Source organism: Sphingomonas sp. QA11, assembly GCF_028473665.1.
Lineage (GTDB): Bacteria > Pseudomonadota > Alphaproteobacteria > Sphingomonadales > Sphingomonadaceae > Sphingomonas > Sphingomonas phytovorans.
Genome location: NZ_CP098774.1, coordinates 2,323,001 through 2,346,587, shown reverse-complemented (window position 1 = coordinate 2,346,587; position 23,587 = coordinate 2,323,001). Strand labels below are relative to the sequence as shown.

The window sequence follows — 23,587 nt, the reverse complement described above, 5'->3', positions numbered from 1 at the left end:
ACATTGTTGAATCTCGTTCGCAACTGCGGCAGACATGATGCGGGTCGCTGGCTTGATGCCCTGAGGGGGCACCTGTGGCGAGCGAGGTTCTAGATGTTCGATGTTCAGCGTATCGCCCGGCGCATGGTGGCCGGACTGCTCCTTGCGGCGGCCCTCGGTACAGCCGCACCCGCGCGTGCGCCGCAGCTTACGGTGCTGGCGCACATCGAGACGGGGCAATGGCAGCTCAGGGAAGCAGGTTCTACCGCCCCGGCGCGATCGCTTTGCGTGTCGGACCCGGCGGTGCTGTTACAGGTCGGCCATGTCGGCGTGCAATGCTCGCGCTTCGTGATTGACGACACGCCGGAGAGCGCCACGGTCCATTATACATGCCCGGGTTCGGGCCATGGCCGAACCACCCTCTCGCTCGAGACACCGCGCCTGCTGCACCTGCAGACTCAGGGCATTGCGGGTGGCGCCCCTTTCGACCTCGACTACGAAGCGCGCCGGACGGGTGCTTGCGCGCCGCGGGGCGCCGGGCATTAACGCGTTGGTTACCGCGTCATGCTAACAAAAGGTTCGTGTCATTCTTGGGCACGGTTTTCTCCCTAGTCGCTCTGAGGAGCATCCCTGGGTCGCTCAAGGGCGGCCCGTTTTTTTGTTGGGGGACAGGCGGGATTGCGGATCGGCGCCTCAGGCCCTAACTCTCGCCCCATCATGACAAATTCAACGACCCTGGCGGTCGCCCTGGTGTCGGGCGGCCTGGATTCGATGGTGGCGGCGGCGCGTGCACGCGAGGATGGCCATCGCTTGCTCGCCCTTTCGGTGGATTATAACCAGCGGCACCGGCTCGAACTGGCGGCTGCGCGACGCATCGCCAAGCTCCTCGACGCGGAGCGCCATATCGTCCTGCCGCTGGATCTCTCGGCATTCGGCGGTTCAGCGCTCACCTCCGACATCGCGGTGCCAAAAACCGGCGTTGAGGAAGGCATTCCCGTCACCTATGTTCCGGCGCGCAACACGATCTTCCTCAGCCTGGCGCTGGGCTGGGCCGAGGCGACCGGTGCGCGCGACCTCTATATCGGCGTCAATGCGCTCGATTATTCGGGCTATCCCGACTGCCGTCCCGAATTCATCGCCGAATTCGAAAGACTGGCCGAGGTCGCGACCAAGGCAGGGGTGGAGGGCCATCCTTTCCGCATCCATGCCCCACTCCAGCACATGACCAAGGCCGATATCGTACGCGAGGCGGCACGCCTCGGGCTCGATGCGGGGCTCAGCTGGTCCTGTTATGATCCGGCGCCGGGCGGCGTGCATTGCGGGCTGTGCGACAGCTGCCGCTTGCGCGCCAAGGGCTTCGAGGAAGCGGGTATTCCCGATCCGACACGCTACGCCGAACTGCTCTGAGATTTCGGCGATGAGCTATGCGGTCAAGGAGATGTTCCTCACCCTGCAGGGGGAGGGCGTGAATGCCGGCCGACGCGCGGTGTTCGTGCGTTTTGCCGGCTGCAACCTCTGGTCGGGACGGGAGCAGGATCGCGAGGCCGCGATCTGCCGCTTCTGCGATACCGATTTTGTCGGCATCGATGGCGCCGGTGGGGGCAAGTTCGCCGATGCCGCGGCGCTGGCGGCGGCGGTGTCGAGTCATTGGGGCGAGGGCACGGCCGAGCGTTTTGTCGTGCTGACTGGCGGCGAGCCAATGCTCCAAGTGGATGATGGGCTGGTCGAGGCGCTCCATGCCGCGGGCTTCGTCATTGCCATCGAGAGCAACGGCACGATCGCCGCGCATCCCGGCATCGACTGGGTCTGCATCAGCCCCAAGGCAGGCAGTGTGGTAGTGCAGAAATCAGGCGACGAGCTCAAGCTGGTCTGGCCGCAGGCGGGTACTGACGTTGCGGCGATCGAAGACTGGGATTTCTGCCATTTCCTAGTCCAGCCAATGGACGACGCCCGGCAGGTGGAAAATCAGGCGGCCGCGATCGATTTTGTCCTCGCGCGTCCCCATTGGCGCCTGACGTTGCAGGCGCACAAGGCTCTCGGGTTGCGGTAGGGCGCCCGGACTAGCGCCCGGGTCCTAGTTGATGGAGCTGAGCTGGAAGGCGCCGCATTTCTTCGCGACCCAATTGCCCTTCTTGTCCCAGCACAGATCGTCGAACCGGGGCAGGGTGCCGGCCTGGCGCGCATATAGCATGCCACGCGGATAGCGCTGCTCGCCGCTCGGGATCAGGCTCTTGCGCAATTCGCGCGTGCGGTTCTCGGCGATCTGGTAGAAGGAGCCACGCGGCAGGAAGATCGCTTCCCGAGCGATCGACGCCGCCGTCTGGCAGAAGCCATATTGGGCGGCGACCGTGGTGAAGCCGGAATAGGTCCGCGTACCGAACTGGTCGAGCGCCAGCTGGCCGGCCTTGGGGGTCTTGGCCGTACGCACGAAATATTTGGTCAGCGTATCGTAGGACCTTTTGAGCTCGTCATCATGATTGAGCAGGATCACATTGTAATTGGCCTGCGTCAGCAGGCTCGGTTCGAACTGGCATTGCAGCGCCGCGACGTTGAGCGCCGCACGCATGTTCCATACCAGCGCCGCGCGCTGTTCCGCCTCGGTCGCGCCCGGGAGCGCCTGGCCCAGGCCGGTTTCGTGGCCGCGCACCGCCTCGGCTTTCATGTCCGGCTCGGCCAGGAAGAACTGGGCCGAAGCTGGGACGGCGGAGAAAGTGCCCATCGCCACGGCGGACGCACAAAGAATACGCAACAGCTTCATGATCGCCTCTTCATCCTCTCGAAGACCTGTCGGGTGTGGTTAAGGCTTTTCGATTCCTAACCCAAGCCCTTTCCTGCACATCGATTTTTCGGATCCCGGCATCGCGCCGACGTCAGAATCGAAAGGGGCCGCCCGGCGTACCGGACGGCCCCCAACCAATCAAACCCTGGCGGGCGATCAGTGCGAGTTGGTGGTCGTCGTGGTCGAGGTCTCGTTGGTGACGACCGCGGTGTCGTTCGCCATCATGTTGCCGTCCATCGAGGTGCTGTCGACGGTGGTCATGTTGTCGGAGATCGTGGCGTCGTTGCCCATCTCGGTGATGGAGGTGTCGTTGGTCGTCGTCGTCTCGGTCTTCGGGCCGCAAGCCGAAACCATCAGCGCCGCGCCGGCGATCATCGAACCGGTAGCGACCTTGGAAATGAATGCACGCATTGGAAAGCTCCCTAGATAGTGGATCTGGATGGTCTCGAGACCTTTAATACCCAAACCGTGGTGGACATTAGTCTGATATCGAGCGCCCCTCAAGCCTCGTTTTATCGGGCACGAGAAAGAGTCTCGAGAAAGGCGGGAAGGGCAAACGCCAGCGCCGCGTCAAAGGTTGCAAGATCGGCGGCCTTTCCAAGCGCGGCGGCGCTGGTGACGGGATAGTCGGGCAGTCCGCAGGGGACGATTCCGCCGAAGTGTGAAAGATCGGGCGACAGATTCACCGAGAAGCCGTGCAGCGTGACCCATCGCCGGACACGAACCCCGATCGCGCCGATCTTGGCTTCCGAGATGCTGCCAAAGGAAGTCGGTACGTTCGTCCAGATTCCAACGCGGCCCGGTGCGCGAAACGCCTCGATGCCGATTTCCGCGAGCGCGGCGATCAGCCAACCTTCCAGGCTGTGCACGAAATGCCGCACGTCGCGCCCGCGCTTGTTGAGATCGAGGACGAGATAGCCGATCCGCTGGCCGGGGCCGTGATAGGTATAACGCCCGCCGCGCCCCGTCTGGACGACGGGAAAGCGCGGATCCAGGAGTTCGGCCGGGTCGGCGCTGGTGCCGCCGGTATAGACGGGCGGGTGTTCCAGCAGCCAGATCAGCTCATTGGCTTCCCCTGCGCCTACCGCCGACGCACGCACCTCCATGATGGCGATCGCTTCGTCATAGGGCATTGGCGCAGGCTCGACGCGCCATTCGATGTCGTCGGGAAGAGCAGTCACGCCGGATCGATGCGCTAGTCCGGCCCCATGCGCAAGCATGGCGTGACGTAGGAAGCTGCGCTAACAGGGTCCGCGCGCCGATGCGCGACGGAGGACGGAAAGAACATGGTGAGCATGGGAACGGTCTGGGATCGCACGACCGAATTCTTGAGTGACAATCTTTCCGCGATCACGCCGATCGCCTTCTTCGCGATCTTCATTCCCGCCGCGCTTTCGGCAAGCCTAGAGCCGCTGACGGCTGTTTTCGGCGCCACCGCGATGGCGATCCAGATCCTGTCCCTCGGGCTTTCGATCCTATCGCTCTGGGGTCAGCTCGCGATTACCGCCCTGGTGCTCGATCCGGCGGGGGGCAGGAGCGCGGCGGCGACCGTGGCTGGCAAGCGGCTCTTGCCGGTCATCGGCCTTCTGCTCGTGCTGCTCTTCGGGGTTATGGTCCTGATGCTGCCAATCCCGGTCGCGCTCGCCGCCTCCGGCTTTGATTTCCAGGCGGCGATGAATGGTGGAGCGGCAGAGCTCCCGTCCGGCATCAGCGGTTTCGTGCTGCTCTACTCGCTCGCCTTTCTGGTCGCCCTTCTGTGGTTGTGCGCCAGGCTCGCCCTCATCACGCCGGTGGTGCTGATGGAGGGGCTGTGGTTCGGGGCACTCGCGCGCTCGTTCAAGCTGACCCGGGCGATCCTGTGGCGGATCATCGGCGTGATCATCCTTTACATGATCGTAGGCGGAGTCTCGTTCCTGGCCGCGAAGCTCGTCTTCGGATCGATCTTCGGGCTGGTCGCCGGTGGCAACGGGCCGGTAACGATCGGCAGCGTGCTCGCCGCGATCATGGTCAGCGTGGTCGTCACTGCCTTTAGCGTGCTCGCGTCGGCATTCACCGGAAGGCTCTATCTGGCTGTTCGCGATGCGCGCGAGTCGATCGTCGATTCGCTATGACCCTCAATGTGATCGGCGTCTTCAACGACGCCTGGAAGCTGTGGAAGCGCGATCGCGAGCTGTTGATCGGTGTGGCGGGTTTCTTCCTGTTCGTCCCGCAACTTGCCTTGAAGCTGTTCGTGCCCCTGCCGCCGAATCTGCCCGACTTCGGCGAGGCAGCCAAGGTCAGGGCTTGGGTCGACGCGGCTGAATCCTGGTCTTCCCAATACAGCCTGATCGTCATCCTGCTCTGGCTGGTCACGCTGTTCGGTAGCCTCGCGGTCTTCACGCTCTATCTCGATCCGGATCGGCCCGAAGCGCGGCGCGCCCTGGCGCGGGCGCTGTGGCTCTCCCCACGCTTTCTGCTGCTCACGATCCTGGTCGCGCTGCCCGTTCAATTCGGCCTGATCTTCCTCCTCCTGCCCGGCTTCTATGCGCAGGGGCGCCTCTTGGTTGCCTTGCCCGCGGGCGTGGCGGAACAGCCCCAGGGTGCGCTCGCCTCGATCTCGCGCAGCCTCGCGCTCACCCGCGGCCATGGCATGGTCCTCGCCGGCATGGGGTGCCTCGTGCTGCTCGCCGGCGACCTGCTCTCCCGGCCGTTCATTGCCATGGGCAAGATGCTGGGGGGCGCCCCCATGGCCAATCCGGTGGTCGCCGGCCTGCTCGATACCGCTGCCGCGATGGGCGTTGCCGTCGCGCTGCTCGGCGGAATCCTGATCCAGGTCGCGCTCTACCGGCGGCTGGTGTCGAGCCGGGGTATCTGAGGCGCGGCGTCGGGCGGCAGGAAGCCGGTCGCGCGCGGATCGGGGAATGTCTCGATCGTCCTTGAGATCGCGGTGAAGCCCGAGGCGCGATAGAAGCCGAGCGCGGACGGGTGATCGAGCGTGCAGGTATGGACCCAGACTCGTTCGACGCCTTTCGTCCAGCCGCGCGTCAGCGCCTCGGCCATCAGCCAGCGGCCATGGCCTTGCCCGGCCAGTTCGGGAATCAGCCCGAAGTAGGAAATCTCGCACTGGTGCCGGGCGCGGAAATCAAGTTCGAGCATGCCAACCTCGACACCTGCCGGATCGACCGCCGCGAAGATCGCTATGTCCGGATCATGGATGATTCGGACAAGCGTCGCCTCGTCCATCACCAGCCGCGAGAACCATAGCCACGGCGCCCCGATTCGCCGGAACAGCGCGCGATATTTGCCAGGAGACGGCTTTTGCCACGCGACGAGCCGCAGGCGCGAGGCCGGCATCGGCCGCAGCGGCGGGCGCTGCCGCATCTCGAGCGTCGTGACGATCGTCGCCACGTCGTTCGGAGAAACGGGACTCAGTCCCATGTGGCGACCGGCGGCAGGCTCATCAGGATCGCGTCGATATTGCCCCCGGTCTTGAGTCCGAACAGCGTGCCGCGATCATGGACAAGGTTGAATTCGGCGTAGCGACCGCGCCATGCGCGCTGGGTCTTGATGTCGGCGTCAGTGAAGCCGTCGCCCATCCGTCGCCGGACGATTCGCGGATAAGTGTCGAGAAAGGCGCGTCCGACATCCTGCGTGAAGGCGAAGTTCGCCGCGAAATCGCCTTCCAGATGATCGTAGAAGATGCCGCCGACGCCACGATGAACCTGGCGATGCGGGATATAGAAATAGTCGTCCGCCCATTGCTTGAAGCGCGGATAATGCGCCGGGTCGTGCGCGTCGCAGGCTGCCTTCAGCGTCGCATGGAAATCCTCCGTGTCCTCGGCGCGGGGCAGGGGAGGGTTGAGATCGGCGCCGCCGCCGAACCACCGCTTGGTCGTGACGAGGAATCGCGTGTTCATGTGCACGGCCGGCACATGCGGGTTCGCCATATGGGCGACCAGGCTGATGCCGGTGGCGAAGAATCGCGGATCCTCGCCTGCGCCGTGGATCGACTTGGCGAAGTCGCCCTCGAAGCTGCCGCCGACGGTCGAGACGTTGACCCCGACCTTCTCGAATATCCGGCCTTTCATCACCCCGCGCACGCCGCCGCCGCCGGGCTCGCCCGAGGGATCGGTCCGGTCCCAGGCGATATAGTCGAATCGCGCATCCGACCCGGCCTCGCGCTCGATCGATTCGAATTCGGCGCAAATCTGGTCGCGCAGGCTTTCGAACCAGGCGCGCGCGGTGGATTGTTCGGAGTCGAGTTCCATGCGCCAGCCTTTGCCGATGGATTCCGTGGAAGTCGAGAAGACGGATTGTCCCAGGCGAAGCCGGCGCTGGGTTGAATCAGGCGGGCCAGCTTCCGGTCTGGCGAAGTGCTTCCCCCAAGGCGATTCCCGCGGCGACGGCGACATTCAGCGATCGCCTGCCTGAAACGAGCGGGATGCGCACCGCCAGATCGGCGCGGGCATGGACGTCCGCCGGCACGCCCGCGCTCTCGCTGCCGAGCAGCAGCACATCGTCCGCAAGGAAGGCCGCTTCGTCGATGCGCGCGCCGCCCCGCGTCGTCAGCAGCACGATCCGGCCGGGGACCTGCGCTTCGAACGCCGCCCAGTCGACATGGCGGACCACGTCGACGGCATCGACATAGTCCATTCCGGCCCGCGCGAGCGCGCGATCGGACCAGGCGAATCCCATCGGTTCGATCAGGTCGACGCCCACGCCAAGACAGGCTGCGAGCCTCAGGATCGTGCCGACATTGCCGGCGATATCGGGCTGGTAAAGTGCGATGCGCATGGTGCGCGCATAGGCCTTTGGGCGTAGCCGTAACAACAGGGCTAAAATGCAGTTGGCAAAGCGTGCCCCCCGCGTCTATCAGGCCGCCAGCCTCCGTGGGGACGGAGGATCGGCGGGCGTGCGCGGATATATCGCATCGCGCTTCTCCGAACGTCGCCGCGACCTGAAGTGCAAGGGCAAGTGAATGGCAATTGTTGATACCGCCGTACCGCCTGGGGAAGACCCGGCACCGTTCCATGAGGAGGTGGAAGATCCCCGCCGCCGCGATTTCATCAATATCGCGGCCGTGGCCTGGATCGGCGTCGGCGGTGCTGTCACCGTGCTGCCCCTGCTCAACCAGATGAATCCGTCGGCCGACGTGCTCGCACAGTCGACCACCGAGATCGATCTGTCGAAGATCCAGCCGGGACAGGCGATCAAGACCTCGTTCCGCAAGCAGCCCCTGTTCGTGCGCAACCTGACGCCGAAGGAAATCGCCGAGGCGGACGCCGTGCCGGTCAGTTCGCTGCGCGACCCGCAGACGCTTGAGCAGCGCACCAAGGCAGGCCACAAGAACTGGCTGATCACGCTGGGCGTGTGCACCCATCTCGGCTGCGTGCCGCTGGGCGCGGGCGAGGGCGAGAATCGCGGGCCTTTCGGCGGTTATTTCTGCCCCTGCCACGGGTCGGCCTACGACACCGCGGCGCGCATCCGCAAAGGCCCGGCGCCGAAGAATCTGGCGGTGCCCGACTATAAATTCAATTCTGCCACCACCGTAACGGTCGGTTGAGGACGCACCCATGAGCTTTCCCTGGGCCAAGCATTACGCACCCACCAACCCGCTGATGAAGTGGGTCGACGAACGGCTGCCGGTTCCGCGCCTCGTCTATAACGCCGTGGGTGCCGGTTATCCGGTGCCGCGCAACCTCAATTATTTCTGGAATTTCGGCGTTCTCGCCGGTGCCGCGCTCGGCATCCAGATCATCACCGGCATCGTCCTCGCCATGCATTATGGCGCGACGGCGGACGGTGCGTTCAACTCGGTCGAGCATATCATGCGCGACGTGAACGGCGGCTGGTTCCTGCGCTACGCGCACGCGAACGGCGCCTCGATGTTCTTCATCGTCGTCTATATCCATATCTTCCGCGGCCTCTTCTACGGTTCCTACAAGGCACCGCGAGAGATGGTCTGGCTGCTCGGCGTCGTCATCTTCCTGCTGATGATGGCAACCGCCTTCATGGGCTATGTGCTTCCTTGGGGTCAGATGAGCTTCTGGGGCGCGCAGGTGATCACCGGCTTCTTCTCGGCGATACCCGTGGTCGGCGAATATATCCGCATCTGGCTGCTCGGCGGCTACGCCCCGGACCAGGCGGCGCTGAACCGCTTCTTCTCGCTGCACTACCTGCTGCCGTTCGTGATCGCCGCGGTCATCGTCCTGCATATCTGGGCGCTGCATATTCCGGGGTCGAACAACCCGACCGGCGTTGAAGTGAAGGGCGAGCAGGATACGGTTCCGTTCCACCCCTATTACACCGCCAAGGACGGCGTCGGCCTCGGCGTGTTCCTGCTGCTGTTCGCGGTGCTGCTGTTCTTCGCGCCGAACTATCTCGGCCATCCCGACAACTACATCCCGGCGAACTCGCTCTCGACGCCCGCGCACATCGTGCCCGAATGGTATTTCTGGCCGTTCTACGCGATCCTGCGCGCCTTCACCTCGGACTTCATCCTCCCGGCGAAGCTGTGGGGTGTGCTGGCGATGTTCGGTTCGATCCTGCTGCTGTTCTTCCTGCCCTGGCTGGACAGTTCGCCGGTGCGCTCGGCCACTTACCGGCCGACCTATCGCACCTTCTTCTGGATCCTGGTGGTCGACGTCCTGATCCTCGGCTGGTGCGGCGGATCGCCCGCGACGCCGCTCTACGTCATCCTCAGCCAGATCTGTGCGGCTTATTATTTCGCGCATTTCCTGATCATCCTGCCGATCATCTCGCGGGCGGAACGCCCCACGCCGCTGCCCAACTCGATCACCGAGGCGGTGCTGGCGAAGCATGGCGGCAGTTCGTCGGCGCAGACCGCGCTCGCGGCCGAATAAGGGGCAATAGGTACAATGGTCCGCAATCTCGCAATGCTGGTCGGCGCCGGGTTCGTCGCCGTACTCGCCTGGGCTCTCTTCTGGACTGTCCAGAGCCAGATCACCGATCCGGCGCCCGCGTCGATCGAGACGACGGAGTGGCACAAGCATCCCAAGGAGCTCGAACTCGACTCCAACGGCTGGTTCGGCAATCTGAAGAACACCCGGCAGCTGCAGCGCGGCTTCCAGGTGTTCAAGGAAGTCTGCGCGGCATGCCATTCGCTGCACCAGGTCTCGTTCCGCGATCTTAAGCAGATCGGCTATAACGATGCCCAGGTGAAGGCGATCGCCAACCAGTGGGTCATCGAGCAGCCCTCGATCAACCCGGATACCGGCGAGCCCGCGACCCGCAAGAACATCCCGTCGGATCGTTTCCCGTCGCCCTTCGCGAACGAGATCGCCGCGCGCGCCGCCAACAACAACGCGGTTCCGCCCGATCTCTCGCTGATGACCAAGGCGCGTCATGACGGCCCGGCCTATATCTACTCGCTCCTGACCGGCTATCAGGCTCAGTCGGCCGAGATGATCAAGGAATTCCCGGACGTGAAGACGCCCGAGGGCCTGCACGCGAACCCCTATTTCGCGACGATGAACATCGCGATGCCGCCGCCGCTGACCAGCGAAGGCCAGGTGCAGTATCTCGACGGCACCAAGCCGACCGTCGACCAGATGGCGAAGGATGTCGCCGCGTTCCTCGTGTGGACGGCCGAGCCCAATCTCACGGCGCGTCACTCGGCTGGTTTCGCCGTGGTGATCTTCCTGCTGATCTTCTGCTTCCTTGCCTGGGGAGCGTATCAGAATGTCTGGCGCGACATTAAGCACTGAGACAGTGGCGCCCGGCGCCGGTGACGTTGGAGCCAATGACGATCGGGCTAATGACGATCTCAGGGCTCTGATCCGGACGATCCCCGACTTTCCGAAGCCGGGGATCATGTTCCGGGACATCACCACCTTGCTGCTCGATGCACGGGGCTTCGCCCTGAGCATCGACCGCATGGCGGCCTCGGTGGGCGGCAAGGTCGATCTGGTCGCCGGCATCGAGGCCCGCGGCTTCCTCTTCGCCGCGGCGCTTGCGATCCCGCTGAACGCGGGCGTGCTGCTGATCCGCAAGGACGGCAAGCTGCCCGGTGCGACGATCGCCGAGGATTATGCGCTCGAATACGGTACCGACCGGATCGCGATTCATGCCGATGCCTGTACGCCGGGCGCGACTGTCCTGCTGGTCGACGACCTGATCGCGACGGGGGGTACCGCGCGGGCAGCCGTTCGGCTGCTGCGCAAGGCGGGAGCGATCGTCACCCAAGCCGCTTTCGTGGTCGACCTGCCCGAACTCGGCGGCGCCGACGCGCTTCGCGCGGACGACATCGACGTTCGCTCGCTGGTGGCGTTCGACGGGCATTGATCTGCAGGCCCTTGCGGGCATCGCTTTACCCCAGGTTTCCGGACGACGGGTTGCGAGCCAGGTGAGGGCAGCAGTCACATTCGCCGGAATCCGCTCACGCCAGATCATGACGATCGGCTCCTCGGCATGGGCAGGTACGATCGTCCTGCTCCTTTTCCGTTCGAAACCGATCGCGCGCTGATAGAGCGAGCCTTCGACCCGGTCGTCGGCAGCGCGCCGGCCGGCAGCGATGCCGGCGGCGAAATCGGGGTATCGCCGGCGCCACGCCTCATAGGTTTCGATTCCCACCTCGAAAAAATCGGCGATACCGGCCTCGTCGGCGCCGAGCATGCAAAGCTTGCGCGCCTGCCGGGCATATTCCGGTCGGTAGACAGGTTTCCGCTCCGCCACGGACCTTGAGGATTTCCCTGTTCCGGCTGTGGTAACAGGGAAAATAACAGGGAATTTGGTATTTCCGCCCGTCCGCCCGGCGTTGGCAGGTGTCGAATTATGTCGGAAAACCAATGCGCTGCGGGCAGATTCCCTGTTCCTATAAAACAGGGAATTTGTCGAAGCCGAACAGGGAACGGGACGGTTGGAACAGGGAAATCCCGAGTCCGGCAGGATCACGGCTTGATTCAACCATGCGGCGGATTCGGGTTTGTGCGGCGCGAGCATCATCATGGAAGGAGTCGTCGCATGGCAACGGGCAAGCTTGAATCAAAGGCGACCGGATATGGCAATCCGCCGGTCGAGCATCGATTCCGCAAGGGACAGTCCGGTAACCCCGCGGGAAGGCCGCGCGCGACCGGGGCGCTGGGGGATCGGCTGCCTGGATCGACCGAGCCCGGCCGGCAGATGATTCTAGCCGAGGCCTATCGCCGCGTGAAGGTCGAGGAGGACGGCAAAACGCTCGAATTGTCGACGCATGAGGCGGTGCTGCGCGCGATGGCGACAGCGGCGCGCGAGGGCAACCAGATCGCGCAACATCGCTGGACCCAGTTGGTGAAGGCCGCCGAGGCCGAGCAAAAGCGCGCGCAGATTGCGCTCTACAATGTGCTCGAACGTGACCATCTCGAACGGGAGTGGTCGGACTGCGAGGGGAGGATGGTGGTGCGCACGTCCTATTCGGACGACATCGTCGCCGACCCCCGGACCGGTTCTGTCGTCGTACGGGAGGTGCCAGACGAGGGCGAGGCGTAGAGCCGGGGCATGCGGCCCCGTGTTGGTGCGGCGTGAAGGAGGCGTTTACTGGAACCGTCGCGCCCTTTTTCCGTTGATGACGCATCGAAGCGCCGCTTCGAAGCGCCGCTGCCGTACCACATCGGCGCTCCCATCATGGGAGTTGCGTCAATGTCACCTTTCAAGCTTTCCGTAGCCGGCCTCGCGCTTGCCGCCGGCTTCGGCCTCTCCGGCTGCGCGACCGATGGCTATGGCTATGGCGGAATCTCCGCCGGCTATAGCGACTGGGACCCCTATTATGGCGGCTATCGGGCCGACCCCTATTGGGGCTGGTATGGCGACTATTATTATCCGGGCACCGGCTATTACGTCTATGACCGCAACAACCACCGTCATCGCTGGAACGACGGTCAGCGCGGCTATTGGCAGGGCCGGTCGCAGAACTGGCATCGTGACCGGCGCGACATCCGGCCAGTGTGGCGCGACTATGGTGTGAATCGAGGCCAGCATCGCGGCGGTGGACGCCGCCGCTGAGATAGCGGCGGACCATCCTGTCCTAGTCGGCGGGCCGGGTCCTAATCAGCCCGATCGAGGTGAAGGTCATCACCGGGACGTCGTCCTGGTTGATAACGGTCATCTTGCTGCGATAGCTGCCCATTTCCGGCCTGCTTTGGGAGGCGCGCTTGTCGAGGATCTCAGTCTCGCAACGAAGCACGTCGCCGGGATACACCGGCTTGAGCCAGCGCAGTTCGTCGACACCGGGCGATCCAAGGCCTGCCTGGCGGTTCGCCTTCAGATTCTCCACGACCATCGACATGGTCATCGCGCAGGTCTGCCAGCCGCTGGCCGAAAGCCGGCCAAAATGCGTGGTCGCGGCTGCCTCGTCGGACAAATGGAACGGCTGCGGATCGTATTTCGACGCGAATTCGATCACCTCGTCGCGGGTGACCTCATAGCGGCCGAAGCTGCCCTTCGCCCCAACCACGATGTCCTCGAAATATTGCATGGTCATTTGCCTCGATTGCGGATCAATATTCCTTGGAACGACGTGTCGTCGCCGTCCAGCCCGGTTGCCCGGGGCAGTCCGATCAGATCGCTGACCAGGGGCGCAACGTCGACATTGTCGAAGCTCGGCAAGGTGCCGGCCGCGCGGATCGCCGGGCCGCTGGCGATGAACAGGGCCGCCATTTCCGGTGCCATATTGTCATAGCCGTGATTGCCACGATCGCTCATCCTGGCGGATGCGGTCTTCACCACCACCCAGCCTGTATCGGCCAGGCAGAAATAGGGCGGGACCCGAGGGTTGGTACCATAGTGAAATCGTGCCGGGATATCGGCCTTGCGCCAGCAGGTGAGGTGGTCGTGCGGCTTGAGCAGCGAAGCCTCGAGCGCTGCCTCGTGGCCGGGCACGGCGGCGAGCGAGACATAGGTCGTCGCCTCGATCAGGCGATAGTCCGCGGGATCGGCGATCCGGTCGATCGGGATGGTCCTGTCCTGGCTGGTCTCCGCCATGCCGTGATCGGCGACGACCACCAGATTGGCCGGCTGGCCCATCCCGGCAAGCCCCCGGACCAACTGGCCGATCGCCGCATCGACCTCACCGACCGCCGCCGTCGTTCGCGCATCACCAGGGCCGAAATGATGACCGGCGGTATCGACCGTATCGAAATAGAGGGTGACGAACTGCGGGCGGATGGATGCAGGGCGGCGAAGCCAGTCGAGCACGGCGTTGACTCGCTGGGTGCCGTTCACCTGGATGTTGAATTGCTGCCAGTCCTCCGGCCGCGTGCCACCGGTGATGTCGTTGGGCCATTCCTTCGCGCGGATGCCGCCGACCGCGACGTTCGATCCCGGCCAGAACATCGTCGCGGTGCGGATGCCGGCCTTTTCAGCGGTTACCCAGACTGGTTCGGCCTCGCTCCACCAGAAAGGGTCGTCGGTCTGCATATCGAAAACCTCGCCCGGCCGCTGGCTGTCCTCCATCTTGTTGGCGACGATGCCGGTGCGATCGGGCCGGAGGCCGGTCACGAGCGTCCAGTGATTGGGGAAGGTCTTGGACGGGAAGGATGGCCGCATCGCCGCCCTGACGCCGGTCGAGGCAAGCGCGGTCAGGTTCGGCGTCACGCCCCGATCGAGATAATCGGGGCGGAAGCCGTCGATCGAGACGAGGATGGTGACAGGTGCGCGAGCCTCGACCGATGCCTGGGCGAGCGGTGCGGGGGGCGGGACGGCGGCGCAGGCTGACGCGCCGACGGCAAGCAGGGCGGCAAGAAGCAGGCGAATGCTGGCCATCGGGCGACTCCATCGGGATTCGCCGCCTATTGCCCGAGTGAGCCTCCCGGGAACAACAGGTAACTGGCCGTCGGGCGCGATTGGGGCACCCGTCCGACCCGCGTGATCACACGTTGAAACGGAAGAGCATCACGTCGCCATCCTGGACGACATATTCCTTGCCCTCAGCGCGCAGCTTGCCAGCATCGCGCGCGCCGGCCTCGCCCTTGAACGCGACATAATCGTCGAACGCGATCGTCTCGGCGCGGATGAAGCCGCGTTCGAAATCGGTGTGGATCTCGCCTGCCGCCTGCGGTGCCTTTGCGCCGACATGGACCGTCCAGGCGCGCGCTTCCTTGGGGCCCACGGTGAAGAAGGTGAGGAGATGGAGCAGCTTGTAGCCGGCGGTGATCACGCGGGCGAGGCCGGTTTCCTCAAGCCCGAGCTCCGACAGGAACTCGCCGCGCTCGTCAGGCGCCATGGTGGCGATCTCGGCCTCGATCGCGGCGGAGACGACCACCGCCTCAGCACCCTCGACCCTGGCCTTTTCGAACACCCTGGCCGACAGGGCATTGCCGTGCGCCGCATCGCCCTCATCGACATTGCAGACATAGAGGACGGGCTTGGACGTCAGCAGCTGCGCCTGGGCGAACACGCGCGCTTCTTCCTCATCCTTTGGCACGGTCAGCCGCGCCGGCTTGCCCTCGCGAAGCAACTCGAGCGCCTGGCCGAGGACCGAGGCGGCGATCTTCGCTTCCTTGTCGCCCTGCTGGCCCTTCTTGATATAGTTGGGCACGCGCTTTTCGAGGCTCTCCAGATCGGACAGCATCAGCTCGGTCTCGACCGTCTCCGCGTCGGCGATCGGATCGACCTTGCCCTCGACGTGAGTCACGTCGCCATTTTCGAAACAGCGCAGCACATGGACGACGGCGTCCACCTCGCGGATATTGCCGAGGAACTGGTTGCCGAGGCCTTCGCCCTTAGACGCGCCGCGCACCAGCCCGGCAATGTCGACAAAGCCGAGCTGGGTCTCGATGATCTTGGCTGATCCGGCGATCGCGGCGAGCTGATCGAGGCGCTTGTCGGGCACCGCGACGTTGCCGACGTTCGGCTCGATCGTGCAGAACGGATAGTTGGCCGCCTGCGCCGCCGCCGTCTCCGTCAGCGCGTTGAACAGCGTCGACTTGCCGACATTGGGCAAGCCCACGATACCACAACGGAAACCCATCTTCGTTCCTTGTCAGATTGTCGCGACCATTGCCCTTGCGGGGTCGCTCATGATTGCGCGGCCAGATAGGCGTTTCGCTGCCCCAATGCCAGCGTCAGCGCCAGGATCATCTATAGTTGAAGCTGATGCTGATACGTTCGTCCTTCGCGGTGCCCGCCGGCACCTCATGGCGCAGCCAGCTTTCCCACAGCAGCACGGTGCCCGCCTTCGGCTCGACATAGACGAAGCTGCGCAGATCCTCCGGCGCGTCGTCCAGCCGGGTAGGGGCGGCCATCATCAGCGGCAGGCGCGGATCCTCCAGCTTGAGCGGCCCGGCTCCCGGCGGTACCGCCACATAGACCGTCCCCGAAACCACGCTGTGCGGATGGATATGACCCGAATGGGTACCGCCCGGCTTCATCACGTTCACCCAGAAGCTGTCGAGCTTCAGCTTGCGCCCGCCCAGATCGAACGCGCACTCGGCCGCAAACGCGGCGACATGCTTGTTGAGCCGCTTCGCCAGCTCGCCGAACGTCGGATCACGCTGCGGCAAATCGTCGAGCGACGCGTAGCTGGTATAGCCGCGATAGCCGTTCGCCCTGGACCAATGGCGCCCGGCACGGTCATCCTCGGCCAGCACGCGGCAGGCATGGTCGAGCTCCGCCACGAAATCGGCATCGTTCAGCACGCCTTCGTAAAGCCGCGTCGCGAACAGGCTGCGCACCGTCATTTCGAATCTCCCAGCCGCAACGCGACGTCGCTCATGAAACGGGCGTCATTGCCCTCGGCGAGCCATTTCGCCTCGGCCGCCACCGCGCCGAGCAGGTCGGCCAGCGGGTCCATTTCCGCCTTGGCATAGTTACCCAGCACATAGGGGCTGACCTTGTCCTTGTGCCCGGGATGGCCGATGCCGATTCGCACCCGGCGGAATTCATTGCCGATATGCGCCTCGGTCGAGCGCAGGCCGTTATGCCCGGCGGTGCCGCCGCCGGTCTTCACCTTCACCTTGAAGGGTGCGAGATCGAGCTCGTCATGGAAGACGGTCACGTCGCCGACATCGAGCTTGTAGAAACGCATCGCCTCGCCGATCGAGCGGCCGCTTTCGTTCATGAAGGTCGCGGGCTTGAGCAGCAGGATCTTCTCGGGGCCGATCCGGCCTTCCTGGGTCCAGCCCTGAAAGGCCTTTTTCACCGGACCGAAATCATGCAGGTCGGCGATCGTGTCGGCGATCATGAAGCCGACATTGTGCCGTTGCAGCGCATATTGCGCGCCGGGATTACCGAGGCCGACCCAGATCTGCATTTAGAAATCACCCCTCCCCTTTAGGGGAGGGGCAGGGGGTGGGGGAGTCGCAAACGACGTCGCCCGGTACTGCCCCACCCCAACCCCTCCCCTGAAGGGGAGGGGCGTTTTATGTTCAGCCTTCCGAGGCTTCGCCTTCGGCGGCTTCGGCGGCAGCCTCGACTTCGGCGGCATGCTCTTCAGATGCTGCTTCGGCTTCGGCTGCCTCTTCGGCTGCCTGCTCGATCGCTTCGGACTTGAGCGCCGACGGGGCGACCAGCGTGGCGATGGTGAAGTCGCGATCGTCGATCGCCGACGTGACGCCCTTGGGCAGCTTCACGTTCGAGATGTGGATCGAATCGCCCACGTCGGTGCCTTTGAGCGAGATGCTGATCTCGTCGGGGATCTCGGCCGCGTCGCAGATCAGCTCGAGCTCGTGACGGACGATGTTGAGCACGCCGCCACGCTTGATGCCCTTTGACAGCTCTTCATCGGTGAACACCACCGGCACGTTGACGTGCACGGTCGCATGTTCAGAGATGCGCAGGAAATCGGCATGGACGGGACGATCGGTGACGACGTCGAACGCAACATCCTTGGGCAGGGTGCGCACGGCCTTGCCGTCGATTTCGATCATCACGACGGAATTCATGAAATGACCCGTCATCAGGGCGCGCATCAGCGCCTTTTCCTCGACATGGATCGAGGCGGGGTCTTGCTTGTTGCCGTAGATCACGGCGGGTACGCGGCCTTCACGACGAAGCGAACGGGAGGCTCCCTTGCCAACCTGTCCACGCGTCTCGGCTGCGAGCGTAAGCTGTTCGCTCATTGCAGTCTCCGATATGCTTGGTTCAAATCTCCGGGCAGGCCTCCAGGGATGACCCTGACCGGAAGCGCGCGCCTATAGGGGAACAAGGGGTGAGAGGCAAGCTTTGCCCGTCGCGGAAGGTATCGTGCATTTCCGTCATGCCGGACCTGTTCCGGCATCCACAGTCCCGCTCGCGCTGCGGCTGCTTGTCTGCGGGACGGTAGACCCCGGACAAGTCCGGGGTGACGGAGAATATGCGGCGGCCAGATCAGTATTTCACCCGCTTCGCGTTCAACCGATAGCCCTTGAGCTGCTCCTGCACGCTGTCGTTGCCTGCGAGATGCCCTGCGCCGACCGCGATGAACACCACGCCGGGCTGCTTCATCCGCTGGTTGATCCAATAGGCCCAGCGCTTGTTGCGATCGACCAGCAGGACCTTCTTCACTTCGGGCGATGCGTTGAGATCCTCGTTTAGCGTCTTGCCAAGCGCATCGGGATCGCCCCTGGCCCAACTGTCCACCATCGAGGTCATCGTGGCATCGAGCTTCGGCAACTCGTCGATCGTGTTCGACAGGAAGGCAACCTGGGCCGGCATCGAAAGGCTGTCGAAGAAATTGAGCTGCTCCTCCGCGGTCTCGAGCCCGATCACCGGCTTGCCCTGCGCCGCAGCAGCCTTGCTGATCGACTGTTCAGGCCCGTTGGTGACATCATAGCCCTTCTTCATCAGCGGCAGCAGCGAGAGGTTGGTCGCCGCATACCAGGGTTCCATCGTGTCGAAGGCGGTCGCGGGCAGGCCGAGGTCGGTCAGCGCCTTGCCGAGTGCCGGGCGCTTCGCCTCGGGCAGCCGCTGAGTCAGCGCGATGCCGTCACGCGCCATGCCCTTGGACGTTACCAGCGCCTGCATCGCCGCCGCGTCGGGCATCACCAGTTCAAGCACGACCTGGCCCGACGCGTCGAACGCCTTCTTCACCGCGCCGTCGAACCAGCTCAGGCCCGGCTTCAGCACGTGGATCGTGCCGAACAGATAGATGGTCGTGTCCTTGTCCCTGATCACCCACAGGGCCGGATCGGCTTTTCGCACCACTGTCTTGCCCGCCGCTTTCACCGGCGTCGGCGTCGGGGTGGGGGCGGGCTGGGCGCAGGCTGGCGCCACGAACAACAGCATCAACGGCGCGATCAGCTTGCCGAGCATCTTCATATAGGTGTCCCGAAAGGAATATCGCGCGTGCTTATCGGCAATCCCGGCGTCACTCCACCCGCTTTACCGTGATTCCGCGCTGGCGAAGCAGGTCGAGTACCGACCCCGGCCCGACGAAATGCCCCGCGCCCGCCGCGAACAGCGCGATGCCCGGCAGGCGCAGGCGTTGCGCCAGGCTCTCCGCCCAAGCCCGGTTGCGGCTGGTCAGCAGGGGATCGGACAGGGCATCGCTGCCGCTCGACCCAAGCATGTCCACGGTCAGCGCCGAGTCCGGCCCGACCTCGCCCCTGGCCCAGGCGTGGATCGGCGCGCGCAGTTCGGCCCGGCTCCGCTCCGGTGCGTCGAGCGCCAGATCGAGCATGCGGCGCTGCTCGGCTTCCGGAATCGCGCTGGCCGCCGCATAGACCCTGGTGCCGTCCTCGATCGGCACGACCGGCTTGCCCGCGGCGCGGAACCGGTCGGTCAGCCAGTCGTCGGCGCCGGGCCCCGGGATCTCGCCGGCGCGGAAGTCGCGGACATAACCGATCGCGACCGCGGCGATCCAGGTCGGCATGCCGTCAAGCGCCGCGGCAGCTTCCGGGGCGAGCCCGTCGGTGAACCGCTTGAGCGCGGCGCGATGATCGGGCGAGACGCGAGTCCTGAGCGGCGGCAGCGCGAGGGCAGGCTGACCGGCCAGCACATCGGCCGGGCTCTTCTCCTCAACCGATTCGACGATCAGCGATCCTGACTGGCGCACCACCCGGTCGAGCGTCGGGCTGCGCCACTGGAAACCGGGCGGCAGGATATGGATCGTGCCGAACAGATAGATCGTCGAATCACGATCGCCGATCTTCCAGATCGCCGGACGCGGCCGGTAATTCTGCGACAGCTGCGCCAGCGCGATCCGGGCATCGGCGGCGCGCATTTCCCCGGGGGTGGGGATGTCGCCTGATTCAACGCTGTCGAGCGCATAGCGGACCGGCGCGATCCGTTCGTCGGGCGGCAGTATCGGATAGGCGATGCGCGGCGGTCCCACCTTGTGCCCGCGCCAGATGACGAGGCCGGGCTCGCTGATCGGAGGATAGGCGATCCGCTGCGCCGCTGCGGGGAGGGGCCCCGCGACCGACACGATAAGCGACACGATTCCCGCGAGCCCCACAGCGATGCGCCGTACCCCAAAGCCGTTTTCCGGCCCCCGCGCACCAGTTCGGGCCATATGGTTAACACGCCCCAAACCATGATCGCTGTCAATTGGTGGCGGTTGACCCTTTTCGGGGCATGCGCCAAAGCGGCGCGCATCGATTTACCGCATCTGCGAAGGGTTTTCCTCGACCGTGACCGAGCCGCTGAGCTTCCAGCGCATGATCCTCAAGCTCCATGACTATTGGAGCGAGCGCGGCTGCCTGATCCTCCAGCCCTATGACATGGAGATGGGGGCAGGCACCTTTCACCCGGCGACGACGCTGCGCGCGCTCGGCCCGGAGCCGTGGAACGCTGCCTTCGTCCAGCCCTGCCGCCGCCCGACCGATGGCCGCTACGGCGAGAATCCCAATCGGGGACAACATTATTATCAATATCAGGTGATCCTGAAGCCGAGCCCGCCCGACCTGCAGGAACTGTATCTCGGATCGCTGGCCGCGATCGGCATCGACTTCACCCGCCACGACATCCGTTTCGTCGAGGACGACTGGGAAAGCCCGACGCTCGGCGCCTGGGGGCTTGGCTGGGAAGTCTGGTGCGACGGCATGGAGGTGACTCAGTTTACCTATTTCCAGCAGATGGGCGGCTTCGACTGCAAGCCGGTCGCGGGCGAGCTGACCTATGGGCTGGAACGCCTCGCCATGTATCTGCAGAACAAGGATTCGATGTACGATCTCGCGTTCAACGATCACGGCGTGACCTATGGCGACGTCTTCCTCGAGAACGAGAAGCAGATGTCGGCCTGGAATTTCGAGGTGGCCGATACCGACCGGCTGTTCGACCTGTTCCGCAAGGCGACCGCCGAATGCGAGAATTGCCTTGAGGCGAAGCTGCCGATCCCGGCGTACGAGCAGGCGATCAAGGCGAGCCATGTGTTCAACCTGCTCCAGGCGCGGGGCGTGATCTCCGTCGCTGAGCGTCAGGCCTATATGGGCCGGGTGCGCGATCTGGCGAAGGGCAGCTGCCAGGCGTGGATGGACAAGAACGGGTGGACGGCGTGATGACCGACTTCCTGCTCGAACTCCGTTCCGAAGAAATCCCCGCGCGCATGCAGGACAAGGCGCGCGACGATCTCGCGCGTCTGTTCGCCGCCGAACTCGACAAGGCGGGTCTGCGCGCCGACGCGATCGTCACCTTCGCGACGCCTCGACGCCTCGCGCTGATCGCGCGCGATCTGCCCGTCCAGACCGAGGCTACAGCCGAGGAACGCAAGGGGCCTCGCGCCGACGCGCCTGCCCAGGCGCTCGAGGGCTTCCTCCGCTCGACCGGCCTGACCCGTGACCAGCTCGAGGAGCGCGACGACGGCAAGGGCAACAAGGTTCTGTTCGCCGTCACGCAGAAACCAGGCCGTGCCACCGCCGATGTGCTGGCCGAGACGATCCCCACGATCGTCCGCGCCTTTCCCTGGCCCAAGTCGATGCGGTGGGGCGATGCCTCCATCTCGACCGAGAGCCTGAGGTGGGTCCGCCCGCTCCAGGGGATCGTCGCGTTGCTCGGCGAGGATGTCGTGCCGTTCGAAATCGCCGGCATCGCCTCGGGCGCGGCGACCGTCGGCCATCGATTCCATCATCCGGGCGTCATCACCATCGGCTCGGCCTCGGACTATGCCGAGAAGCTGCGCGCCTGCCATGTCCTGGTGGACCAGGACGAACGCCGCGCGATCATCCGCGAGCGGGCCTCGGCGCTGGCCGCCGAGGCCGGGCTCGACCTGATCGAGGACGAGGGGCTGGTCGCCGAGAATGCCGGCCTGACCGAATGGCCGGTCCCGTTGCTCGGCCGGTTCGATCCCGAATTCCTGAGCGTTCCGCCGGAGGTGATCCAGCTCACCGCCCGTGTGAACCAGAAATATTTCGTTTGTCGCGACAATACAGGAAAGCTTGCCAACGCCTTCATTTGTACGGCGAATATCGAAGCGGTCGACGGCGGTGCAAAGATCGTCGAAGGCAATCGCAAGGTGATCGCGGCGCGACTGTCCGATGCGAAGTTCTTCTACGAAACCGATCTCAAGGTGCCGCTCGACGAGCAGGCGGTGAAGCTCGGGAAGATCGTCTTTCACGAAAAGCTCGGGACCGTGGCCGACAAGGTCGAGCGGGTTGCGAAGCTGGCGCGCTGGCTGGTCGAAGAAGGCATTGTCACTTCTTCTCCCTCTCCCCTTGTGGGAGAGGGAAGGGGCCCATCGCAAAGCGATGGGAAGGGTGAGGGGGACACTCGCCCGAGTCTCGATCCTCATCCCCCTCACCCTTCCGTCGCTTCGCTCCTCCCTCCCTCTCCCACAGGGGGAGAGGGAATGAGCCTCGCCGACATGGCCGAACGTGCCGCGCGTCTCGCCAAGGCTGATCTCGTCACCGGGATGGTCGGCGAGTTCCCCGAGCTCCAGGGCTTGATGGGTGGCTATTACGCGCGCGCCCAGGGCGAAGACCCCCGGGTCGCTGATGCGATCCGCGATCACTACAAGCCTGTGGGGCAGGGGGACGGCGTTCCCGTTGCGCCAGTGACGGTGGCAGTGTCGTTGGCGGATAAGTTAGATAGCCTCTATTGTTTCTTCGCTCGTGATATGAAACCGACGGGGTCTAAAGACCCATTTGCTTTGCGACGCGCGGCGCTGGGATATCTAGAGTTGTGCAGCGTTAATGATCTGTCGATCGGCGTTAGGGCCGCAGTTCTAGAGCTGACTCTGGTTCGCGCTGGGCAGTTGCTCGAAAATGCGAACAGACGAGACCCTAAAGCTCTTGAGTTGAGTGAAGGGTTGATCGATGCTGTTGATAAGGATGCCTACGCTAGCGGTATAATGGCGCGGATTGAAGCTCTTAATAATGAGGACGGCCTTTCGGTAAAGCTGGCGTACGATAAACAGGCATTGTCTTGGGTATATGAAGCGGTGGTAATGATTCATCGCAAGGATCGTTACGCTACAGAATTGCTCGACTTCTTCGCCGATCGCCTCAAGGTCCAGCAACGCGAAGCCGGCGTACGCCACGACCTGATCGACGCGGTGTTCGCGCTCGGCGGCGAGGACGATCTCGTCCGCCTGCTGGCCCGCGTTCATGCGCTGCAGGGGTTCGTCACCACCGAGGACGGCACCAATCTCCTCGCCGGCTACAAGCGCGCCGCGAACATCCTCAAGAAGGAGGGCTTTACCGCCGCCGAGGATAAAAAGCTGTCCTACGAGCCCGAACCCGCCGAAAGCGCGCTCGTCGCGGCACTCGATTCTGCCGAGCCGCGTGCGCGCGACGCCGTGGGGGCGGAGGATTTCGAGGGGGCGATGGCGGCATTGGCGAGCCTGAGGGGACCGATCGACCGGTTCTTCGATGACGTGACCGTCAACGATCCCGATCCGGTGAAACGCAAAGCGCGCCTGGCGCTGCTCGCCCGGGTCCGCAACGCGGTCCACTCGGTCGCCGACTTCTCCAAGATCGAGGGCTGACGCACGCACGTTCGCCC

The 23,587-nt window shown here is 64.5% G+C and carries 28 protein-coding genes; 14 read left to right on the top strand and 14 right to left on the bottom strand.

The annotated features are described in order from the left end of the window. The first annotated feature begins 93 nt into the window (after positions 1 to 93). The 3 genes from NDN01_RS10890 (at position 94) to queE (ending at position 2,029) form a co-directional block, all read left to right on the top strand. Complete coding sequence (locus NDN01_RS10890; protein WP_272627397.1) at positions 94 to 525, top strand: hypothetical protein; 432 nt, start codon at positions 94 to 96, stop codon at positions 523 to 525. A 171-nt stretch (positions 526 to 696) separates the two neighbouring features. Continuing rightward, positions 697 to 1,386 carry a 7-cyano-7-deazaguanine synthase QueC gene (gene queC / locus NDN01_RS10885; RefSeq protein ID WP_272627396.1) on the top strand — a complete coding sequence of 230 codons (690 nt, stop codon included), beginning with the start codon at positions 697 to 699 and terminating at the stop codon, positions 1,384 to 1,386. Between the two features lie 10 nt (positions 1,387 to 1,396). Then, positions 1,397 to 2,029 carry a 7-carboxy-7-deazaguanine synthase gene (queE, locus tag NDN01_RS10880; RefSeq protein WP_272627395.1) on the top strand — a complete coding sequence of 211 codons (633 nt, stop codon included), beginning with the start codon at positions 1,397 to 1,399 and terminating at the stop codon, positions 2,027 to 2,029. Positions 2,030 to 2,053: 24 nt separating this feature from the next. Here queE and NDN01_RS10875 read toward each other — a convergent pair whose 3' ends face one another. The 3 genes from NDN01_RS10875 to lipB all read right to left on the bottom strand — a co-directional run bounded on the left by NDN01_RS10875 (position 2,054) and on the right by lipB (position 3,978). Then, positions 2,054 to 2,737, bottom strand: a complete 684-nt coding sequence (locus NDN01_RS10875) for a hypothetical protein (RefSeq protein WP_272627394.1) — start codon at positions 2,735 to 2,737, stop codon at positions 2,054 to 2,056. A 177-nt stretch (positions 2,738 to 2,914) separates the two neighbouring features. Further along, complete coding sequence (locus NDN01_RS10870; protein ID WP_272627393.1) at positions 2,915 to 3,169, bottom strand: hypothetical protein; 255 nt, start codon at positions 3,167 to 3,169, stop codon at positions 2,915 to 2,917. Between the two features lie 101 nt (positions 3,170 to 3,270). Beyond that, complete coding sequence (lipB, locus tag NDN01_RS10865) at positions 3,271 to 3,978, bottom strand: lipoyl(octanoyl) transferase LipB (protein WP_272627392.1); 708 nt, start codon at positions 3,976 to 3,978, stop codon at positions 3,271 to 3,273. Positions 3,979 to 4,044: 66 nt separating this feature from the next. Here lipB and NDN01_RS10860 point away from each other — a divergent pair, with 66 nt between their 5' ends. Both NDN01_RS10860 and NDN01_RS10855 read left to right on the top strand, forming a co-directional pair. Beyond that, complete coding sequence (locus NDN01_RS10860; RefSeq protein ID WP_272627391.1) at positions 4,045 to 4,869, top strand: hypothetical protein; 825 nt, start codon at positions 4,045 to 4,047, stop codon at positions 4,867 to 4,869. After that, on the top strand, positions 4,866 to 5,612 hold the full coding sequence (locus NDN01_RS10855) for a hypothetical protein (RefSeq protein ID WP_272627390.1): 747 nt from the start codon (positions 4,866 to 4,868) through the stop codon (positions 5,610 to 5,612). The genes NDN01_RS10860 and NDN01_RS10855 overlap by 4 nt, the downstream gene beginning before the upstream one ends. On the opposite strand, the gene NDN01_RS10850 is transcribed toward NDN01_RS10855, so the two are convergent. The 3 genes from NDN01_RS10850 to NDN01_RS10840 form a co-directional block, all read right to left on the bottom strand. Next, positions 5,579 to 6,175 carry a GNAT family N-acetyltransferase gene (locus tag NDN01_RS10850; protein WP_272627389.1) on the bottom strand — a complete coding sequence of 199 codons (597 nt, stop codon included), beginning with the start codon at positions 6,173 to 6,175 and terminating at the stop codon, positions 5,579 to 5,581. The genes NDN01_RS10855 and NDN01_RS10850 overlap by 34 nt on opposite strands. Further along, on the bottom strand, positions 6,166 to 7,005 hold the full coding sequence (gene hemF / locus NDN01_RS10845; RefSeq protein WP_272627388.1) for an oxygen-dependent coproporphyrinogen oxidase: 840 nt from the start codon (positions 7,003 to 7,005) through the stop codon (positions 6,166 to 6,168). The genes NDN01_RS10850 and hemF overlap by 10 nt, the downstream gene beginning before the upstream one ends. 76 nt (positions 7,006 to 7,081) lie before the next feature. Then, positions 7,082 to 7,531: a tRNA (cytidine(34)-2'-O)-methyltransferase gene (locus NDN01_RS10840; protein ID WP_272627387.1), complete on the bottom strand. Its 450-nt coding sequence runs from the start codon at positions 7,529 to 7,531 to the stop codon at positions 7,082 to 7,084. A 52-nt stretch (positions 7,532 to 7,583) separates the two neighbouring features. On the opposite strand from NDN01_RS10840, the gene NDN01_RS10835 reads away from it, so the two are divergent. From NDN01_RS10835 to NDN01_RS10805, 7 genes are all read left to right on the top strand, one after another. Next, on the top strand, positions 7,584 to 7,715 hold the full coding sequence (locus NDN01_RS10835) for a hypothetical protein (RefSeq protein WP_272627386.1): 132 nt from the start codon (positions 7,584 to 7,586) through the stop codon (positions 7,713 to 7,715). Continuing rightward, on the top strand, positions 7,716 to 8,300 hold the full coding sequence (petA, locus tag NDN01_RS10830; protein WP_272627385.1) for a ubiquinol-cytochrome c reductase iron-sulfur subunit: 585 nt from the start codon (positions 7,716 to 7,718) through the stop codon (positions 8,298 to 8,300). A 10-nt stretch (positions 8,301 to 8,310) separates the two neighbouring features. After that, on the top strand, positions 8,311 to 9,600 hold the full coding sequence (locus NDN01_RS10825; protein ID WP_272627384.1) for a cytochrome b: 1,290 nt from the start codon (positions 8,311 to 8,313) through the stop codon (positions 9,598 to 9,600). A 15-nt stretch (positions 9,601 to 9,615) separates the two neighbouring features. After that, the gene (locus NDN01_RS10820) at positions 9,616 to 10,464 is read left to right on the top strand and encodes a cytochrome c1 (protein ID WP_272627383.1); all 849 of its coding nucleotides are present in this window, start codon (positions 9,616 to 9,618) and stop codon (positions 10,462 to 10,464) included. Further along, a complete protein-coding gene (locus tag NDN01_RS10815) occupies positions 10,439 to 11,041 on the top strand; it encodes an adenine phosphoribosyltransferase (RefSeq protein ID WP_272627382.1) in 603 nt (200 codons plus the stop codon). The genes NDN01_RS10820 and NDN01_RS10815 overlap by 26 nt, the downstream gene beginning before the upstream one ends. A gap of 678 nt (positions 11,042 to 11,719) precedes the next feature. Beyond that, entirely contained in the window at positions 11,720 to 12,223 is a 504-nt protein-coding gene (locus tag NDN01_RS10810; protein WP_272627381.1) for a DUF5681 domain-containing protein, read from the top strand. Between the two features lie 150 nt (positions 12,224 to 12,373). Then, complete coding sequence (locus NDN01_RS10805) at positions 12,374 to 12,736, top strand: hypothetical protein (RefSeq protein WP_272627380.1); 363 nt, start codon at positions 12,374 to 12,376, stop codon at positions 12,734 to 12,736. A 22-nt stretch (positions 12,737 to 12,758) separates the two neighbouring features. Here NDN01_RS10805 and NDN01_RS10800 read toward each other — a convergent pair whose 3' ends face one another. The 8 genes from NDN01_RS10800 to NDN01_RS10765 all read right to left on the bottom strand — a co-directional run bounded on the left by NDN01_RS10800 (position 12,759) and on the right by NDN01_RS10765 (position 20,162). Beyond that, entirely contained in the window at positions 12,759 to 13,208 is a 450-nt protein-coding gene (locus NDN01_RS10800) for a MaoC family dehydratase (protein WP_272628165.1), read from the bottom strand. 2 nt (positions 13,209 to 13,210) lie between these two features. Further along, positions 13,211 to 14,494: an alkaline phosphatase family protein gene (locus NDN01_RS10795; protein WP_272627379.1), complete on the bottom strand. Its 1,284-nt coding sequence runs from the start codon at positions 14,492 to 14,494 to the stop codon at positions 13,211 to 13,213. A gap of 106 nt (positions 14,495 to 14,600) precedes the next feature. Further along, a complete protein-coding gene (gene ychF, locus NDN01_RS10790; protein WP_272627378.1) occupies positions 14,601 to 15,701 on the bottom strand; it encodes a redox-regulated ATPase YchF in 1,101 nt (366 codons plus the stop codon). Positions 15,702 to 15,807: 106 nt separating this feature from the next. After that, on the bottom strand, positions 15,808 to 16,410 hold the full coding sequence (locus NDN01_RS10785) for a TIGR02466 family protein (RefSeq protein WP_272627377.1): 603 nt from the start codon (positions 16,408 to 16,410) through the stop codon (positions 15,808 to 15,810). After that, on the bottom strand, positions 16,407 to 16,982 hold the full coding sequence (gene pth / locus NDN01_RS10780; protein WP_272627376.1) for an aminoacyl-tRNA hydrolase: 576 nt from the start codon (positions 16,980 to 16,982) through the stop codon (positions 16,407 to 16,409). Before pth ends, NDN01_RS10785 begins: the two co-directional genes overlap by 4 nt. Before the next feature lie 115 nt (positions 16,983 to 17,097). Next, positions 17,098 to 17,790 carry a 50S ribosomal protein L25/general stress protein Ctc gene (locus tag NDN01_RS10775; RefSeq protein ID WP_272627375.1) on the bottom strand — a complete coding sequence of 231 codons (693 nt, stop codon included), beginning with the start codon at positions 17,788 to 17,790 and terminating at the stop codon, positions 17,098 to 17,100. 247 nt (positions 17,791 to 18,037) lie between these two features. Continuing rightward, entirely contained in the window at positions 18,038 to 18,967 is a 930-nt protein-coding gene (locus NDN01_RS10770; RefSeq protein WP_272627374.1) for a TraB/GumN family protein, read from the bottom strand. Positions 18,968 to 19,016: 49 nt separating this feature from the next. Beyond that, on the bottom strand, positions 19,017 to 20,162 hold the full coding sequence (locus tag NDN01_RS10765) for a TraB/GumN family protein (protein ID WP_272627373.1): 1,146 nt from the start codon (positions 20,160 to 20,162) through the stop codon (positions 19,017 to 19,019). A gap of 145 nt (positions 20,163 to 20,307) precedes the next feature. On the opposite strand from NDN01_RS10765, the gene NDN01_RS10760 reads away from it, so the two are divergent. Together NDN01_RS10760 and glyS are read left to right on the top strand one after the other, a co-directional pair. Continuing rightward, positions 20,308 to 21,147, top strand: coding sequence for a glycine--tRNA ligase subunit alpha (locus tag NDN01_RS10760; RefSeq protein WP_272628164.1), 840 nt, complete (start codon positions 20,308 to 20,310; stop codon positions 21,145 to 21,147). Further along, a complete protein-coding gene (glyS, locus tag NDN01_RS10755) occupies positions 21,147 to 23,570 on the top strand; it encodes a glycine--tRNA ligase subunit beta (protein WP_272628163.1) in 2,424 nt (807 codons plus the stop codon). Before NDN01_RS10760 ends, glyS begins: the two co-directional genes overlap by 1 nt. Positions 23,571 to 23,587 lie beyond the last annotated feature (17 nt).